Source organism: Vreelandella sp. 162(4c), assembly GCF_058152265.1.
Genome location: NZ_CM176981.1, coordinates 680,581 through 697,590, shown reverse-complemented (window position 1 = coordinate 697,590; position 17,010 = coordinate 680,581). Strand labels below are relative to the sequence as shown.

Here is a 17,010-nt window from a genome sequence, read left to right as displayed (position 1 = left end):
AAATTTTTCTGTGCATGGCTTACGTTTAATTACACATGGATAAAGGTCGAGTGAACTTGTTTGTACGAAATTTACGCGTTAAGCCAAAAAGTGGTCTGCGCCCTTTAGTCGGTGAAGAGGGCGGTAGTTTTGAGTGGCTGGCATCTGATATCGACCCTCAGTTTGAGCAAACTGAGGCGTTGCCGCTTCCCGGTTGGCAAATGCTTGAGGCGGATATTGCCCACAACCAGCCCAGTGCAGCGGTTAAGTTATACTTTGATTTAGGCAACGGTTTTGAGGAGGAGTCGAGTGTTTACTTGCCCTTAAAGCTTGGCCGCATCACCAAACGCCTGTTCTGGATGCCCTGGGGCGTTAGGGCAATTCGCTTTGATCCGCTTGAGTCAGAAGGGCTGTTCACCATTCGTCACCTGCGCTTTGTGTGGTTGACCCCTTGGTTCGCCCATGACCGCTTGGCGCAACGCTTGGCGCGCATGCACCACCGTTGGCGGGGGCGGGAGAAATACGAGGTAGTTCCCTCTTTAAAGCAGCTTGCGCAAGAGCAGGGTGTGCATTGGCGTACCCTTGCCATGGCTGAATATAATGCCACATTTGAACGCATGACCACTGGCAAGAGTTACCCAGAATGGTTGAGCAACCAGGTATTGCCAAGCAGGGAAGAGGTTCAGCAATTTTTAACTAAGGCGGAATACAAACCGCTTATTTCGATTGTTGTACCGGTTTATAACCCTTCTCCCGAACTCTTGAGCGCTTGTATTGATTCAGTCGTAGCGCAGTCGTACCCCCATTGGCAGCTTTGCCTGGCAGACGACGCCTCTACCGACTCTCGGGTGCATAAGGTGTTAAATACCTATGCCGCTTCAGATAGCCGCATAAAAGTGGTGATTCGGGAACGCAACGGTCATATTTGTGCCGCCAGTAACAGTGCGCTGGAAATGGCTGAGGGTGAGTTTACCGCGCTGCTCGACCACGACGACACTCTCAATGAAGATGCCCTGTATCAAGTGGTTGTCGCGTTGCAGGAAAAACCCAATGCGGCGCTGCTATATAGCGATGAAGACAAGCTAAATGAGCGCGGTGAGCGGTTTGACCCGCACTTTAAGCCTGCCTGGAATCCTGACCTGTTACTCGGGCAAAACTATATTTCCCACTTAGGTGTGTACCGTACTGAACTGGTGCGCCAGGTGGGAGGCTTTCGTGAGGGATATGAGGGCAGCCAGGATCACGACTTGGTGCTCCGGGTAACGGCGGAAATCTCCGCTGACCGTATTGTTCATATTCCCAAGGTGCTTTATCACTGGCGCGCTACGAAAGGCTCCACGGCGATGAACAGTACCCAAAAAGACTATACCGCCGAAGCGGGGCTCAAGGCAGTGGCTAGCCATGTAGAGAAGCATCACCGCGGTGCGGTGGCGGAGCATGGCCATTACCCCAACACGTACCGCGTATGCTGGCCCATTCCTGCTACTCCGCCGTTGGTGAGCTTACTGATTCCTACCCGGGATCGGGTAGAGATTCTAAAGCCCTGCGTCGATGCGATTTTAGACCGTACGGACTACCAAAATTTTGAACTGCTGATTCTGGATAATGGCAGCACGTGCTCTGACACTTTGGCGTATATGGATGCGGTGGCTAAACGTGATGAGAGGGTGCGTGTACTGCCCTGGTCAGAGCCGTTCAACTACTCCGCTATCAATAATTTTGGTGCCCAACACGCTAAGGGCGAAATTATTGGGTTAGTGAATAACGATATTGAGCCGATCAATCCTGAGTGGTTGGGAGAGATGGTCAGCCAGGTATGCCGCCCTGAGATCGGCTGCGTGGGGGCTAAGCTGTACTACCCCAATGATACGATTCAACACGCGGGGGTGATTTTGGGTATCGGTGGCGTTGCTGGCCACGCGCACAAATATTTTACCCGTAACGCGAGTGGCTATTTCACGCGTTTGCATTTGGTTCAGAATATGTCAGCGGTTACCGCTGCTTGTTTGTTGGTGCGTAAATCGGTCTTTGAGCAGGTAAAGGGGCTGAATGAAAATGAGCTGACCGTTGCCTTTAACGATGTCGATTTTTGTTTGAAGGTGCGTGAAGCGGGTTACCGGAACCTGTGGACGCCCTATGCTGAGCTTTACCACCATGAGTCTATTTCTCGTGGTGCGGATGATAATTCGAAGAAACGTTCGCGTGCATCCAAAGAAGTGACGTATATGCGTGCTACATGGGGCAAGCGATTAGATTGCGACCCTGCTTACAACCCCAACCTTACGCTCGTCCATGAAGATTTTTCGTTGCGATAAACGCTTGAATATCTTGATACAATACTGAAGGTGACCATGCAGTGGGGGTTATCAGAAACCGGGCTACACCCGAGAACAATCTTTACCGGATATTGAAATAATACGTTTATGTTGAAAGTAATAAAAAAACCGACGGTATCTGGTTTTATAGATCGGGTGAGTGAGGGGGTAATTAGTGGTTGGAGCCTAGCGCCTTACGTAACTGTTTTGGTAAATGGCCGAGAGCGCTGCCGACTGTTTTGTGACCGCCAACGAGCGGATGTGAAAAAGGCAGGGCATTCGTTGAGCGGCAATGTGGGGTTTCGTGGCCAGTTGGCGCTGGAGCATGGGGATATCGTCAGGATTGTAACGGACAAAGGCGTGTCATTGCGGAATAGCCCATGGCTCTATAAGCACCCCGAGCAAAGCGATTGGTTACCTATGGCTATTTCCCATCACCACGCAGAGTACAAAGCACTTGCTAGGCTTCCTGATCAGCTGTCGGTAGAGCGATTTAAACCATTGTTTGGATTGTCTGCTGAGCGACAAATGGCTGGCGCTGTGCTTAACGTTGCTAACCAGGCGCCTGTCATGGCGCGTTTTGATGTGGAGCCGACGGCTCATTCAAACGTGAAGCAGCTTTATGACAAAGTGATAACGCCTAGCCGGATAGCCGCGCCGCCTTTATTGGACGCGATCTCTCAAGACAAGCATGTGATACAGATATTTGCTTTTCAGCCAGGCACTACACTGGATAAGGTGGGCAGCGGTTGGGAATCTTGGGTGCCCTTAGTCATGGCGCAACTTCTTACGCTTCAGCAAGCTGGTGAAGCAAGGCGCAGCGCTTTAAAGCGCCGTTCCAGTCGTTTTAAAAGCTTATTGCATAGATTATTCCCATCGGTGTTCTTTCAGGCATTACGAGGTGGGGGTAGTAAGCTTGAATTGTCCTTTTTTATCTTTTTGATGCGGGTTACCGCACGCTTGCCACGCGTCTTGTCGCATGGGGATCTGCATCGTAATAACGTGCTCATTGATACTCAGCGTCGGCAGGTAGCGCTTGTCGACTGGGATCGATGGGCGTATTTGCCGTTAGGATTTGATGCTGCGCTTTTGTTGCGGGGGCTACCCTGGGGTGAAGTAGAACCGTTGGCTGTAAAAAGAGTGGATCAACAGTTGGGTACCTTGGTGTTCACCTATCTGTTCCAGTGTTTGGACGTCGCTCACTTTATGCGTTCGGAAGAAGCCGCCTTGCTGCGTGACCGTATCTATACGTTGTATGAACAGTTCAAACTGCGCTCTGATACAAGCCAATAACCCCGCCACTGCGCGTAGCGGTGCCGGGGCTGGTTGAGTGCCATTGGGCGGCTGGCGCCGCCTCCCGCGGGTGCCTCATTCGCTCGTGCCTCGCGAGATTCGTTACCACGCGCTACGGTATGTGAACTCACTCGATTCCAATGGTGTGATTACGTGCACATCCCCTTGGAATCCCCATATTCAAGTGCAAGCGTGATTTAGTAGCGCGTGGTAAGCCTACGGCGCACCCGCGGAAGCAGCGCGAAGCGCTGCCGGGTTTGGCTCGTGTGGGCATTGTTGGTTGGTTGCCCTTGGGTGTCGTTCCGCCGCCTCCCGCGGGTGCCTACGAATGCTCGTCGAACTCGCGTTCTTCGTTAACACGCGCTACGGGTGCAATTACTCGATTCTGGTGGCGTGATGACGTACCACGGCCATGTACATAACGTGCACATGGCCGTGGAAGCCCCACTTTCATGTGCAGGCGTGATTTAGTAGCGCGTGGTAAGCCCAAGGCGCACCCGCGGGAGCAGCGCGCAGCGTTGCCGGGGTTGGCTTGTGTGGGCAGGGTTGGTTATGTGCCCTTGGGCGTCGTTCCGCCGCCTCCCGCGGGTGCCTCATACGCTCGTGCCTCGCGAGATTCGTTACCACGCGCTACGGTACGTGCAAGAGATTGATTTGGGTGGTTTTCGTAGCGTGTGGTAAGCCCAAGGCGCACCCGCAGCGGCGGCCCGGCGTGAAAGCAGCGCGAAGCGGTGCCGAGGTTGTTAAGCCAGGAACAGAACCATCGTTAAAAGGGATGTATTGTGAGTAGCCACGTTGGGTGGGTTGTTCTTAGCAATGGGGCGCGGCCTACCGAGGATATTTATTTCTTGGCGTCTGCTGCGCCTGAATTACGCCTGCAGGGAATCGCGGTTGAGCGGGTAGCTGTTTCACGCTCCTTTGGGGCTAGCCGGTTGCATGGTCGTGCTCTGCTTAAACGCTATGCAGGCGCCAATCTGCTGCTTTGCCGCTCGCTGCCGCTAAGCTGGCTGCGTTGGTTGGAGCGTCATCGCAACGCCTTTGGCTATATCGCTTATTTAATTGATGATGATATTACGGCGGCTGCCAATGACTCCGCGTTGCCCGCCGCCTACCGTAAGCGAATGGCGCGTATTGCTACATACCAGCCTCGGCTGCTGGCGCTGGTTGATGAAGTGGTGGCTTCTAGTGAGCAACTGGCCCGCTGCTTTTTTAGCGAGCACGACAATGTTCAAGTGCTTACGCCGCCTCTTATTGCTCCGCTACCTTCACTTGAGCATTTCTCACTACCACCAACTGCCGCCGTTAACTGGAGAATCGGCTTTTACGGCACGCGGGCGCATTTAACAGACCTCATGCACATTGCCCCAGCCATACGGCAAATTCAGTCTCAGCGTATGGATACCCAGGTGGAGATTATGCTGGGGCCACACACGCCAGAAAGCCTCGTTGCACTGCCTCGCGTAAATGCGCCTTCTCCTTTACCCTGGGAGACGTTTAAGGTTTATCAGCGAGAGCACCACTGCCATATAGGTTTGGCCCCGCTGTTAGAAAGCCCGTTCAATCGTGGCAAATCATTGATAAAGTTTTTGGATATTACCGCCATGGGGGGGGTGGGCATTTATTCAAATCGCTACCCCTATACTGAGGTGGTGCATCATGGTGAAAACGGTTTGCTTGTTAATGATACGCCCATCGAATGGCGAAGCGCTTTAGAGCACTTATTAGAAAACCCCGAAGCCGCTGCACGGATGGCTAAACAAGCTGCTATTGATGCAAAAAAGGTAGGTGGCGTAGAGGCCGCCGTGCAGTTCTGGCTACAACGCAGCGATGCTTTGTCGCAGTAATATGAGCAGGGAGAGGGAACCATGGAGTCTATTGTTAACGCTTTTTATCAAGAACAGCCTAATGCCAATGTTGTGGGCGAGCGGGTTTCGTTTGGTACATCTGGCCATCGTGGCAGAGCGACCGAGCGCACTTTCAATGCATCTCATATCTTCGCGATTACCCAGGCGGTTGTCGATTACCGCCTTGAAGCGGGCTATAAAGGCCCGCTGTTTTTAGGTTTTGATACCCATGCGCTTTCTCGCCCTGCCTGGGAGTGTGCACTGCAGGTGTTGGCTGCCAACAAGGTGCCGGTATTTGTCGAGAAAGATCACGGCTTCACCGCTACGCCGCTCATCAGCCACGCTATTTTGCAGCACAATTGCCCTGAAGGTCAGGCTGCGCCTGGTGCGGCACTGGCAGATGGTTTAATCATTACTCCTTCGCATAATCCTCCCGAAGACGGCGGCATTAAATACAACCCGCATCATGGCGGCCCAGCGGATACCGACGCTACCGGTTGGATTGAGTTGCGTGCAAATGCTTACCTGCTGCGGCAATTAGAAGATGTGCCTCTTGTTCCGGTTGAAGAGGCGATTGCCCATGCACAAGAGTACGATTACACGGCGCATTACGTGTCTCAGCTGGGCGACGTGATTGATATTGCCGCTATTCAGAAGGCGAACCTGAGGTTGGGTGCTGATCCAATGGGAGGTACCGCGCTGCCGGTATGGCAGGCGGTCGCGGCGCACTATAGCTTGAACCTGGATGTGGTAAACACCGCAGTTGATCCTGAATTTGCGTTTATGCCACCGGATCACGACGGCAAAATCCGCATGGATTGCTCTAGCGCCGCCGCAATGGCTAACCTGTTGGAAATTAAAGACCGCTTCGATATTGCCTTTGGCAACGACCCAGATGCCGACCGCCACGGCATTGTTGATGCCAACGGCCTAATGAACCCGAACCATTTTTTAGCGGTGTGCATTGATTACCTGATGACCCACCGCCCGGAGTGGGCCGCTTCGCTAAAAGTGGGTAAAACGCTAGTGTCGTCTTCCATGATTGACCGGGTCGTCGCCTCACATCAACGCGAGCTTTATGAAGTGCCGGTGGGCTTTAAGTGGTTTGTCGATGGCCTGCATGAAGGCTGGTTGGCCTTTGGCGGTGAAGAGAGCGCCGGCGCCAGCTTGCTGACCCGCGACGGTAAGGCGTGGTCCACCGATAAAGATGGCATTGTGCTGTGTTTGCTGGCGGCTGAAATTATGGCAGTGACCGGAAAAACACCCAGCGAATATTACCGCACGCTCACCGAGCGCTTCGGCGAGCCTTTCTATAAGCGCGTGGATACCGCTTGTTCACCTGAAGAGAAGGCGGCGTTTAAAAACCTGAGCGCTGAGAGCGTCACCGAGAAAACCCTGGCAGGCGATGAAATCACCGCTGTGCTGGTCGCGGCGCCCGGCAATGCTGCCGCTATCGGAGGCATTAAAGTCACCACCGACAACGGTTGGTTTGCTGCTCGGCCAAGTGGCACTGAATCGCTTTATAAGGTGTATGCCGAGAGTTTCAAAGGCGCCCAGCATCTGGATGAACTGATCGAGAACGCCAAGGCGTTATTGGCAGGGGTGTTGAAGGGGTAGAGACCCGCGGTGGTGGTTAGGCTTTGTGCCGCTGGGCGTCGTTCCGACGCCTCCCGCGGGTGCCTCAAAACGCTCGCTGAACTCGCTTTCTCGTTACCACGCGCTACGGGTGCACTCACTCGATTTCGATGGCGTGATTACGTGCCACGGCCATGTGCATAACGTGCACGCGCCCTTGGAATCCCCACCTTCATGTGCATGCGAGATTTAGTAGCGCGTGGTAAGCGAAGCGCACCCGCGAAAGCATCGCGCAGCGGTGCCGGGGTTTGGCTCGTGCAGGCAATATTTTGGGTGCCACAGGGCGTCGTCTCGACGCCTCCCGCGGGTGCCTTCGAACGCTCGCTACCGCGCGTTACAAGACCTATACTCCTGACGATTCACGATTCACGATTCACGATTCACGATTCACGATTCACGATTCACGATTCACGATTCACGATTCACGATTCACGATTCACCCAAATCTCAAAACGGAAACACCCACGGCGTAATCAGCAATACCGCCGCTGAGTAGGTGACGCTAACCGGCAAACCGATCTTCAGGAAGTCCGTGATGCGGTAGCGGCCGGGTGAATACACCATTAGGTGGGTTTGGTAGCCAAACGGGATTAGAAAGCAGGCGCTGGCGCCGTACGCTACGGCCATCACAAACGGCAGTGGGTCGGCACCAAAGGCGTGGGCGGTGCTCCAGGCCACCGGAAAGGCCAGCGCGGCAGCGGCGTTGTTGGTCACGGTTTCAGTGAGTAGCAGCGTTAGTAGGTAACAACCCACAAACGCGGCATAGATACCGTAGCCGCTGAACAACCCCTGCATACCGCTGGCTAATAAGCTCGCAGCGCCTGAGTTTTCCAGCGCTTGGGCAATCGCTAACGCTGAACCAATAATCAGCCATAGCTCAAATGGGAAACGGCGGCGCAGTTCCGCCAGGCTGATCACTTTCATTAGCAGTAGCCCGCCCAGCAGTATCAGCAGCCCGTGGAACAGTGGCAGCAGATTAGCGGTAGCCAAGGCAATTACTGCTGCAAAGCCGCCCACGGTGAATAGGCTCTCTCTGTTACTCAATTGCGGCCTTGTGAAACTGCCGCTGAGTAAGTGAAAGTTGCGGTCTAGGTTGCGGTGTTGCCGGAAATCAGCGCTTACCGCTAACAGCAAGCAGTCCCCCACGCGAAGTGGAATTTTCCCCAACTGCCCCTCCAAACGTTTTTCTCCCCGCCGTATACCCACCACCCCCGCACTGAACATACTGCGAAAATCCACATCCTGCAGGGTTTTACCTGAAAGCTCGGATTCGTGGGAAATCACTACCTCTACCAAATTCGTCGCCAGCAGGTTATCGGCTTGATGGCCAAATAGCTGCAGCCCCGGAAAGCGCTGCAGCGCTTGCACTTTGCCCACTTCCCCTGTGAACACCAGCGTGTCATTGGCCAGCAGCTGCTCATCCGGTGCCACGGGGCTAATCAGGCGTCCTTTGCGCTCTATTTCCAGTAAGTAGAGCCCTTCCAGGCTGCGCAAGCCGTTCTCTTCGATGGTTTTGCCGATCATCGGCGAGTCGGGCTCCAGGTCGGCGGCTAGAAAGTAGGAGAGCTTTTCGCTGGTGTCTTCGAGCTGATGGTGCGGTAAGGCGTTAGCGCGCCACATAAGAACGCATAGGGTCACCAGCGCCACAGGGATGCCCACCAAACTAAATTGGAACATGCCCAGCTCGCTGCCGCTGGCGCTTAAATTGAACGAGTTCACTACCAGGTTGGTGGAAGTACCCACCAGGGTGGTAATACCACCCAGGATTGAGGCGTACGAGAGCGGGATTAATAGCCGAGAAGGCGCAATACGCTGCTGGCGCGAAATTGCCCCGAGAAAGGCAGCTACCACGGCCGTGTTATTCAAAAAAGCGGAAAGTACCGCTGTACTACCCATTAAGCGTGCGGTAGCAAGCCGTGGGTGACCCTTTAATAAGTGACGCGATAACCAGTCCAGCAGCGGCGAACGTTCAAGCGCCAGCGATACCAGCAGCAAGAGCAGAAGCGTGGCGAGTGCAGGGTTGGTGTATTGAGTAAGTAGGGTGGCGGTATCGACAAACCCGAGTAGCAAAAAACTAGCGGCCAACGTAACAAACGCAATGGCGGGTTTTACCCGCCCGCTAATTAACAGCGCTAATAAAATCGCAATAGAAAACAGAACGGCCCAGGGGGTCATGGTGGGTCCTTAAAAGCGGTAACTTAATGGTTCACTTGCTGGATTTTACGCAGGCTTTTATGATGGTGTCTAATGATTGCCGATTTTCGATGCCTTAGTTCTTGAAAAATATATTTAATACAGGTGGTTAGCGATAATCTTGAGCATTAAACATTTATCGCCTGAAAGGCTCAATGAGCGTCGCATGCAAGCTGTAAAGCTCCGCTTGGATGGGTTGACAGTGTCATTGGTCAGTCAGCAAACCGGGCTTTCTGCCCCCACCATTTCGGCGGCCTGGAAGGCGTTTCGTGAAGGTGGTTGGGCGGCAGTGCCGGTACGCCCCCGTGGCCGTTTAAAAGGGCAGGCCAATGTGCTTGATGCCGCTATTCAACAGCGGTTATGGGAGGCGTTGTATGCCCATCCCCCCGCGGAGCAACTAGGCTGGAGCAGCGCTGACTTGGCAGCTTTTTTACGCGATGAGCATGGCGTTGAGTTGACTCAGCGCGGTATTGAGCACTGGTGGGAAAGCCAAGGTCTGAAGCATGAGCCCTGGCCGTTAAGCGCATTGGCTAAGCAGCGCTCGCAGCAGGGCCGGTGGTATCGGCAGGCCGTGGCGCCGCGGTTTAATAGGTTAGAGGAGGCCGATCAGCGTTTGCAGGGTGGTGTGCGCCGGGTGGCGCATCCGCAGCGTTCGGTTTATCAGCTCTATTTGCATGGCCCGCGTGGTCGGTTGTGGATGCGCTGTTTTAAGCGCCCGCCCTTGGCAGATGATTATCTGGCCGCGATGCAGGCGCTCATTGGTAAGAGTGAACAAAGTAACAGGCCAGTCGCCTTGGTGTTTCATGGCGCTTGGTTGTCAGCTAGCCCGCAGGTAACGGCTTGGTTGGCGCAACAAACGATGTTTTGGTTAGTGCCGGTGCCTGCCGATATGGGCTTGGCTTCCTAGGCCCTGTCTGAAAACTGGCTGCGCTCGCCGACTTTTCAGACAGAGCCTGGCACTTGAAAGCAAACTTTTTCACGCTATGTTTTTTCACACAATTGTTGGGACAGATGATGACATCACTCACCCATTTACAGCGACTGGAAGCGGAAAGCATTCAGATCATGCGCGAAGTGGTTGCCGAGACTGAAAACCCGGTAATGCTTTATTCGGTCGGTAAAGACTCGGCGGTCATGCTGCACCTGGCCCGCAAAGCCTTTGCACCTTCGCCGCCGCCGTTCCCGCTGCTGCACGTTGATACCCGCTGGAAGTTTCGGGCCATGTATGAATTCCGCGACAATATGGCGGAAGAGATTGGTATGGATCTGCTGGTGCATATCAACCCGGAGGGTGTCGAGAAGGACATCAATCCGTTTACCCACGGCTCGGCGATTCATACCGACATAATGAAGACCGAAGGCTTGAAGCAGGCGCTGGATAAGTACGGCTTTGATGCGGCTTTTGGCGGTGCCCGGCGCGATGAGGAGAAATCCCGTGCCAAGGAACGTATTTTTTCGTTCCGTACCGCACAGCACCGCTGGGATCCTAAAAATCAGCGCCCGGAGTTATGGAAGCTCTATAACACCCGTAAGAATGGCAAAGAGTCGATCCGCGTATTTCCAATCTCTAACTGGACCGAGCTGGATATCTGGCAGTACATCTACCTGCAGAATATCCCCATTGTGCCGCTTTACTATGCGGCTGAGCGGCCGGTGGTGGAGCGCGATGGCGCGCTGATTATGGTCGATGACGAGCGCATGCCGTTAGAGCCGGGTGAAGTGCCGATGATGCGTAAAGTACGTTTCCGTACCCTGGGCTGCTACCCGCTCACCGGTGCGGTTGAGTCAGAAGCGGATACCTTGCCTGCCATTATTCAAGAAATGCTTTTGACCAAAACATCGGAACGCCAGGGCCGAGTGATTGATAGCGATAGCGCGGCATCCATGGAGAAGAAGAAGCAAGAGGGGTATTTTTAATGTCTCACTCATCTGACCTGATTGCTGACGATATCGAAGGCTACCTGAAGGCCCACGAGCATAAGGGCTTGCTGCGCTTTATTACCTGCGGCAGCGTAGACGATGGCAAAAGTACCCTGATTGGCCGACTGTTGTTTGAGTCCAAGTTGCTGTTTGAAGATCAGTTGGCTGCGATTGAAGCGGACTCGAAAAAATATGGCACCCAGGGCGGCGAGATGGATTTTGCGCTACTGGTAGATGGCTTGGCCGCAGAGCGCGAGCAGGGCATTACCATTGATGTGGCGTATCGGTTCTTCTCGACCGAGAAGCGCAAGTTCATCGTAGCGGATACCCCAGGGCACGAGCAGTACACCCGTAACATGGTCACCGGGGCTTCCACGGCTGATGCGGCTATTTTGATGGTTGATGCCCGCCACGGCATTTTGACCCAAACCCGCCGGCATAGCTTTTTGATGTCGTTAATGGGCATGCGCCACGTGGTGGTGGCCATTAATAAGATGGATTTGGTCGACTATTCCAAAGCGCGTTTTGATCAAATCGTTGAAGAGTACCGTGCTTTCGCTAAACAGCTGGGGCTGGAGAACATTACCTTCATTCCCATGTCGGCGCTGAAGGGCGACAACGTCATTGAGCACAGCGCCAAAATGCCCTGGTACCACGGCACTACGCTGCTGGGTTACCTGGAAACCGTCGAGCTGGATGCGGAACACCTTCAGCGCTCGCCTTTCCGTATGCCCGTGCAGTGGGTGAATCGCCCCAACCTGGATTTCCGTGGTTTTACCGGCATGGTGGCCAGCGGTGTGGTGCGCCCAGGTGACCAAATCCGCGTTCAGCCTTCTGGCAAAACCAGCACTGTCTCGCGGATTTATACCCTGGATGGTGACCTGGAAGAGGCGGTTGCTGGCCAGTCGATTACGCTTTTGCTGGAGGATGAAATCGACATCTCCCGCGGCGACGTGATTTCCGGCGTAGACGAGCCAGCTCACACCGCCGACCAGTTTGAAACCACGCTGGTATGGATGCACGAAGCGCCGCTGTTACCGGGCCGCCCTTACTTGATGAAGCTGGGCACCCAAACGGTGTCGGCGACCGTGACGGACATCAAGTATCAGGTGAATGTGAATACCCTGGAGCACACGGCGAGTAAGCAGCTAGACCTGAACGGTATTGGTATTTGTACCTTAAGCCTTAACCGCTCGGTTGCCTTTGATGCTTACAAGGACAACCACGATACCGGTGGTTTTATCCTTATCGACCGGATGACCAACAATACGGTTGGCGCGGGGATGCTGCACTTCGCTTTACGGCGTAGCCAGAATATTCATATGCAGCATGTGGATATTGATAAGCAGGCGCGTGCGTTGGCAAAAGCTCAGAAGCCCGCCGTGCTGTGGTTTACCGGGCTTTCCGGGGCGGGTAAATCGACCATTGCTAACCTGGTCGAGAAGAAGCTCTTCGCTCACGGTCAGCACACCTATCTGCTGGATGGCGATAACGTGCGCCATGGCTTGAATCGTGATTTAGGCTTTACCGATGCCGACCGCGTGGAAAACGTGCGCCGAGTGGCGGAAACCGCCAAGCTGATGGTGGATGCCGGGCTGATCGTGATGTCGGCATTTATCTCGCCTTTCCGCAGCGAGCGCCAGTTGGCGCGGGACCTGTTGGAAGCGGGTGAGTTCATCGAGATTTTTGTCGATGCACCGCTGGATGTCGTTGAGGCGCGCGATCCGAAAGGCCTGTATAAAAAGGCCCGCCGTGGTGAGCTGAAAAACTTCACCGGTATTGATTCCACCTATGAAGCCCCCGAAGCGCCGGATGTGCACCTGAAGACATCCGAAATGGACGCGGAAGCAGCGGCCGACGCCGTAATTGCGGCACTGCGCGAACGCGGGATGATCAGTTGATTTGAATGCTCTAGCTGTCAGGTGGTGGCGAAGTTGGCCGCTGCTTGGCAGCTTTTTTTATGCAAAGGCTGTGTCTTAAAGACTAAATCTTTAAGGGCTAAGTCTTTAAGGACAAAGTCTTATAGAGGGATTAGATTATGGCGCTTATTGATCAAGCACTGCTGGATGCCGTTGAAGGCATAGCTCGCGAAGCTGGCGACGCCATTATGAGTGTTTACGCCCGCGAATTCAGCGTGGAAGAGAAGGAAGATAAAAGCCCGTTAACCGAGGCAGATAAAGCGGCGCACAACGTTATTGTGCGCGGTTTACAGGCGCTGCCGGTGCAGATCCCGATCCTCTCTGAAGAGGACATCGAGGGCTTTTCCGGTGCTGATGCTGAGGGCCGCTATTGGCTAGTCGACCCGCTGGATGGCACCAAAGAGTTCATCAAGCGTAACGGTGAGTTCACCGTCAATATTGCCCTGATTGAAAACGGTATGCCGGTGCTCGGCGTAGTGACCGCGCCTGCGCTTGAGGTTGGTTACGTGGCCGCGCGGGGGCTGGGCGCGTTTAAGGTTGAAGCCGATGGTAGTCGTAAGGCCATTTCCGTGGCAGGCAAGCCTAAAGAGGGCGTAACGTGGCGCGTGGTGGGTAGTCGTTCGCACCCCAGCCCTGATTTGGCCGCTTGGTTGGAACAGTTGGGTGAGCACACCATGCTGCCCATGGGGAGTTCGTTAAAGTTGTGCATCATTGCCGAAGGTTTCGCCGATGCCTACCCACGCTTGGGCCCCACCTGTTTATGGGATACCGGCGCCGCTCATGCGGTAGTGCTCGAAGCAGGCGGCCGGGTAGAAACCCTGGAAGGCACTGCACTTAGCTACGCCAACCCCAGCGAAAAGCTCAACCCCTATTTTGTAGTGTGGGGGCATTAAGCCAAGGCGCCACCGATCTAAGTTTTGACATCAAGGTTGGTTGGGTGCCAACGGGCGTCGTTCCGCCGCCATCCGCGGGTGCACTCATTCGATTTCGGTGGTGTGATTACATGCACACCCCCTTGGAATTCCCGTCTTCAAGTGCAGGCGTGATTGAGTAGCGCGTGGTAAGCGCCAGCGCACCCGCGAAAGCAGCGCGAAGCGGTGCCGGATTTGGCCCGTGTAGGCGGAGTTGGTTGTGTGCCACGGGGCGTCGTTCCGCCGCCTCCCGCGGGTGCCTACGAACGCTCGCTGAACTCGCGTTCTTCGTTACCACGCGCTACGGTTTGTGCACGCACTCAATTTCGGCGGGGTGATTACGTGCACACCCCCTTGGAATTCCCGTCTTCAAGTGCATGCGAGATTTAGTAGCGCGTGGTAAGCGAAGCGCACCCGCGGAAGCAGCGCGGAGCGGTGCCGGGGTTGGCTTGTGTAGGCGATGATGGTTCGGTGCCATTGGGCGTCGTTCCGACGCCTCCCGCGGGTGCCTCGAAACGCTCGCTGAACTCGCTTTCTCGTTACCACGCGCTACGACAATCACTCGATTCCGGTGGCATCCCCACCTTCATGTGCATGCGTGATTTAGTAGCGCGTGGTAAGCGAAGCGCACCCGCGAAAGCAGCGCGGAGCGGTGCTGGGGTTGGTTAGATGGTGATGTTGAAGCAATAATGTAGTTGGCTGTGAATGTGTTGGAGAGCCGTATTCGCTTAGGCTTATAAGTGACGATGTGAAAGGGGGTTGGTATGCTTCTAGCATCACTGCAAGAGATAATGAAGTGCCAACTCTACTTAATGAAAAAGGTTTCAAATTCTTTTTCTATGCAAATGAACATCCTCCACCACATGTGCATTTATTCGTCACTAAAGAAGCAAGAGCTCAAGGAGTGTCTTGAGCTAGTAAGTTTGCATAGACAGGAATTTTTGGAGGTGTGGAATGACTGGTTTATCAGGTAAAGAAGTCCATTTTGACGACCATTATCTTCATGTCGAATTGAGTGATGGGCGGCGCATTTCAACGCCTATGAGCTGGTATCCAGAACTTGAGCAGGCTTCTGTTAAGGTCTTGCGGCATTACCTGTTTATTTGTGACGCCACCGGTATTGAATGGCCGGATATTGATTACCACTTGAGCATTGCTGCAATGCTGGAAACTCACTCTCAAAAGGTAGCGTAGAGCGCAGCGGTGCCGTGGTTGGCCCGTGCAGGCAGCGTTGGTTGTGTGCCACGGGGCGTCGTTCCGACGCCTCCCGCGGGTGCCTACGAACGCTCGCTGAACTCGCTTTCTCGTTACCACGCGCTACGACAATCACTCGATTCCGGTGGCATCCCCACCTTCATGTGCATGCGAGATTGAGTAGCGCGTGGTAAGCGAAGCGCACCCGCGGGAGCAGCGCGAAGCAGTGCCGGGGTTGGCCTGTGCAGGCGATGATGGTTGGTTGCCACGGGGCGTCGTCCCGACGCCTCCCGCGGGTGCCTCGAAACGCTCGCTGAGCTCGCTTTCTCGTTACCACGCGCTACGACAATCACTCGATTCCGGTGGAATCCTCACCTCAATGTGTATGCGAGATTTAGTAGCGCGTGGTAAGCGAAGCGCACCCGCGGATGCATCGCGAAGCGGTGCCGGGTTTGGCCCGTGTAGGCGATGAAGGTTCGGTGCCATTGGGCGTCGTCCCGACGCCTCCCGCGGGTGCCTCGAAACGCTCGCTGAACTCGCTTTCTCGTTACCCCGCGCTACGATAATCACTCGATTCCGGTGGCATCCCCACCTTCATGTGCATGCGAGATCTAGTAGCGCGTGGTAAGCGAAGCGCACCCGCGGAAGCAGCGCGCAGCGGTGCCGGGGTTTTCGCCATCACTCCCAATCCATTTCGGCGACGTCGGGGGCTTGTTGGGTGCCCCAGTCGGGGGTGTACCAGCCTTTTTGTACGCATTGTTGAAAGCTTGACCATTCCCAGTCGCGGGGTGCTCTAGTCCAGCCGTGTTTGACGGGGTTGTAATGGATGTAGTCCATATGGCGTTGCCAGTCGTTTTCATCACGAATGACGTGTTCCCAGAAGCCACGCTGCCAGGCGTTGTGGGTGCCGGGCGGGAAGAAGAATTCCTGTGAGGCGTATTTTTTGATGTCCCGCCAGCGTGAGGAGTAGTCCGCGTCGCCTTCAGGCAGCCTCCATAGGCAGTGGAGGTGGTCGGGGAGGAGTACGAACGCATCCATCACGAAGGGGCGCTCTTCTCGAACTGTGCGAAAGGCACGACCAAGGGCTTCAATATTGAGACGATCCGCCAACAGGGGTTGTCGTGCGTAGGTGACGACTGTAAAAAAGTAGCAGCCGCCAGGAACATGCGCGCGTCGATAGGTTGCCACCCGTGCCTCCATGCAAAATAATTGGGTTATGAAGGCCCATTGTAGCGCATCGTTATTAGCTGTGCGGGGGCTACGACTTGCTTAGGGTGTCTAGCGGTACTTCCAAATGCTGTGGCCGGTTGAGCACGTTGAGCAGGACGATGGCGCGCTCTTCGCCTTTAAGGCGGGTGAAGATGGCTTCCAGGTCTTTGAAGGGGCCGTCGGTGATGGTGACTTTCTCGCCAGCGCTGAAGTAGGTGTGAATCCCTTCCTTGCTGTGCGGCTGAGCGCGTAGGGTTTCGACAAGCTGTGAAGGTACGGCGACAGGCCTGTCACCGAAGGTCAGCAGGCGCAGCACCCCGCGAGTAGAGCGAATCGGACGCCAGTTGCTGACTAGCTGATCCAAACAGATAAACAGGTAGTAGGGGAAGAGCGGCTCGGTCACCGTGGTGAGCTTTCCCTGGCGCTTGCGTTGGCTCTTCAGGACAGGGTGAAATACCTCATAACCTTGGTTGGCGAGGTGTTCGGCAGCGCGAAATGATTCGCCCCCTTTGCACTGAATAACGTACCAGGCGGGCGTTGCTGCGCCCTCCTGGTCATTGTAAACATCCATGCCATCATCCTTGCGTCTGGAAAAGCG

At 54.8% G+C, this 17,010-nt stretch carries 14 protein-coding genes; 11 read left to right on the top strand and 3 right to left on the bottom strand.

Annotated elements, in window-relative coordinates; translation table 11 throughout:
• Positions 1–50 precede the first annotated feature (50 nt).
• From AC4EYZ_RS03150 to pgm, 4 genes are all read left to right on the top strand, one after another.
• On the top strand, positions 51–2,294 hold the full coding sequence (locus tag AC4EYZ_RS03150) for a glycosyltransferase family 2 protein (RefSeq protein ID WP_490204095.1): 2,244 nt from the start codon (positions 51–53) through the stop codon (positions 2,292–2,294).
• A gap of 312 nt (positions 2,295–2,606) precedes the next feature.
• The gene (locus AC4EYZ_RS03145) at positions 2,607–3,587 is read left to right on the top strand and encodes a phosphotransferase (RefSeq protein WP_171051155.1); all 981 of its coding nucleotides are present in this window, start codon (positions 2,607–2,609) and stop codon (positions 3,585–3,587) included.
• 848 nt (positions 3,588–4,435) lie between these two features.
• Positions 4,436–5,431 (top strand): glycosyltransferase family protein, encoded by a 996-nt coding sequence (locus AC4EYZ_RS03140; RefSeq protein WP_249362143.1) that lies wholly within the window; start codon positions 4,436–4,438, stop codon positions 5,429–5,431.
• 21 nt (positions 5,432–5,452) lie between these two features.
• Positions 5,453–7,048, top strand: coding sequence for a phosphoglucomutase (alpha-D-glucose-1,6-bisphosphate-dependent) (gene pgm, locus AC4EYZ_RS03135; RefSeq protein WP_027958945.1), 1,596 nt, complete (start codon positions 5,453–5,455; stop codon positions 7,046–7,048).
• Positions 7,049–7,513: 465 nt separating this feature from the next.
• Here pgm and AC4EYZ_RS03130 read toward each other — a convergent pair whose 3' ends face one another.
• Entirely contained in the window at positions 7,514–9,241 is a 1,728-nt protein-coding gene (locus AC4EYZ_RS03130; protein ID WP_490204094.1) for an SLC13 family permease, read from the bottom strand.
• A gap of 184 nt (positions 9,242–9,425) precedes the next feature.
• On the opposite strand from AC4EYZ_RS03130, the gene AC4EYZ_RS03125 reads away from it, so the two are divergent.
• From AC4EYZ_RS03125 to AC4EYZ_RS03095, 7 genes are all read left to right on the top strand, one after another.
• Positions 9,426–10,166, top strand: coding sequence for a transposase (locus tag AC4EYZ_RS03125; RefSeq protein WP_490204093.1), 741 nt, complete (start codon positions 9,426–9,428; stop codon positions 10,164–10,166).
• 107 nt (positions 10,167–10,273) lie between these two features.
• Positions 10,274–11,176 carry a sulfate adenylyltransferase subunit CysD gene (gene cysD / locus AC4EYZ_RS03120; protein WP_027958948.1) on the top strand — a complete coding sequence of 301 codons (903 nt, stop codon included), beginning with the start codon at positions 10,274–10,276 and terminating at the stop codon, positions 11,174–11,176.
• Positions 11,176–13,080 (top strand): sulfate adenylyltransferase subunit CysN, encoded by a 1,905-nt coding sequence (gene cysN / locus AC4EYZ_RS03115; RefSeq protein ID WP_490204092.1) that lies wholly within the window; start codon positions 11,176–11,178, stop codon positions 13,078–13,080. Before cysD ends, cysN begins: the two co-directional genes overlap by 1 nt.
• 137 nt (positions 13,081–13,217) lie before the next feature.
• Positions 13,218–13,991 (top strand): 3'(2'),5'-bisphosphate nucleotidase CysQ, encoded by a 774-nt coding sequence (gene cysQ / locus AC4EYZ_RS03110; protein ID WP_490204091.1) that lies wholly within the window; start codon positions 13,218–13,220, stop codon positions 13,989–13,991.
• Between the two features lie 766 nt (positions 13,992–14,757).
• Entirely contained in the window at positions 14,758–14,922 is a 165-nt protein-coding gene (locus AC4EYZ_RS03105; RefSeq protein ID WP_490204090.1) for a DUF4160 domain-containing protein, read from the top strand.
• 41 nt (positions 14,923–14,963) lie between these two features.
• Positions 14,964–15,203 carry a DUF2442 domain-containing protein gene (locus AC4EYZ_RS03100; RefSeq protein WP_022524100.1) on the top strand — a complete coding sequence of 80 codons (240 nt, stop codon included), beginning with the start codon at positions 14,964–14,966 and terminating at the stop codon, positions 15,201–15,203.
• A 428-nt stretch (positions 15,204–15,631) separates the two neighbouring features.
• Entirely contained in the window at positions 15,632–15,769 is a 138-nt protein-coding gene (locus tag AC4EYZ_RS03095) for a hypothetical protein (RefSeq protein ID WP_490204089.1), read from the top strand.
• Between the two features lie 112 nt (positions 15,770–15,881).
• Here AC4EYZ_RS03095 and AC4EYZ_RS03090 read toward each other — a convergent pair whose 3' ends face one another.
• Together AC4EYZ_RS03090 and rfaH are read right to left on the bottom strand one after the other, a co-directional pair.
• Positions 15,882–16,391 (bottom strand): REP-associated tyrosine transposase, encoded by a 510-nt coding sequence (locus tag AC4EYZ_RS03090; protein ID WP_490204088.1) that lies wholly within the window; start codon positions 16,389–16,391, stop codon positions 15,882–15,884.
• Positions 16,392–16,461: 70 nt separating this feature from the next.
• Entirely contained in the window at positions 16,462–16,983 is a 522-nt protein-coding gene (gene rfaH / locus AC4EYZ_RS03085; RefSeq protein WP_474191610.1) for a transcription/translation regulatory transformer protein RfaH, read from the bottom strand.
• Between the last annotated feature and the right edge of the window lie 27 nt (positions 16,984–17,010).

What these genes read in the sequence shown, in the direction of transcription:
- pgm (WP_027958945.1), top strand. Translation starts at nt 5,453, where the DNA reads ATGGAGTCTATTGTTAACGCTTTTTATCAAGAACAGCCTAATGCCAAT.
- AC4EYZ_RS03130 (WP_490204094.1), bottom strand. Translation starts at nt 9,241, where the DNA reads ATGACCCCCTGGGCCGTTCTGTTTTCTATTGCGATTTTATTAGCGCTG.
- AC4EYZ_RS03125 (WP_490204093.1), top strand. Translation starts at nt 9,426, where the DNA reads ATGCAAGCTGTAAAGCTCCGCTTGGATGGGTTGACAGTGTCATTGGTC.
- cysD (WP_027958948.1), top strand. Translation starts at nt 10,274, where the DNA reads ATGACATCACTCACCCATTTACAGCGACTGGAAGCGGAAAGCATTCAG.
- cysN (WP_490204092.1), top strand. Translation starts at nt 11,176, where the DNA reads ATGTCTCACTCATCTGACCTGATTGCTGACGATATCGAAGGCTACCTG.
- cysQ (WP_490204091.1), top strand. Translation starts at nt 13,218, where the DNA reads ATGGCGCTTATTGATCAAGCACTGCTGGATGCCGTTGAAGGCATAGCT.
- AC4EYZ_RS03100 (WP_022524100.1), top strand. Translation starts at nt 14,964, where the DNA reads ATGACTGGTTTATCAGGTAAAGAAGTCCATTTTGACGACCATTATCTT.
- AC4EYZ_RS03095 (WP_490204089.1), top strand. Translation starts at nt 15,632, where the DNA reads ATGCATCGCGAAGCGGTGCCGGGTTTGGCCCGTGTAGGCGATGAAGGT.
- rfaH (WP_474191610.1), bottom strand. Translation starts at nt 16,983, where the DNA reads ATGGATGTTTACAATGACCAGGAGGGCGCAGCAACGCCCGCCTGGTAC.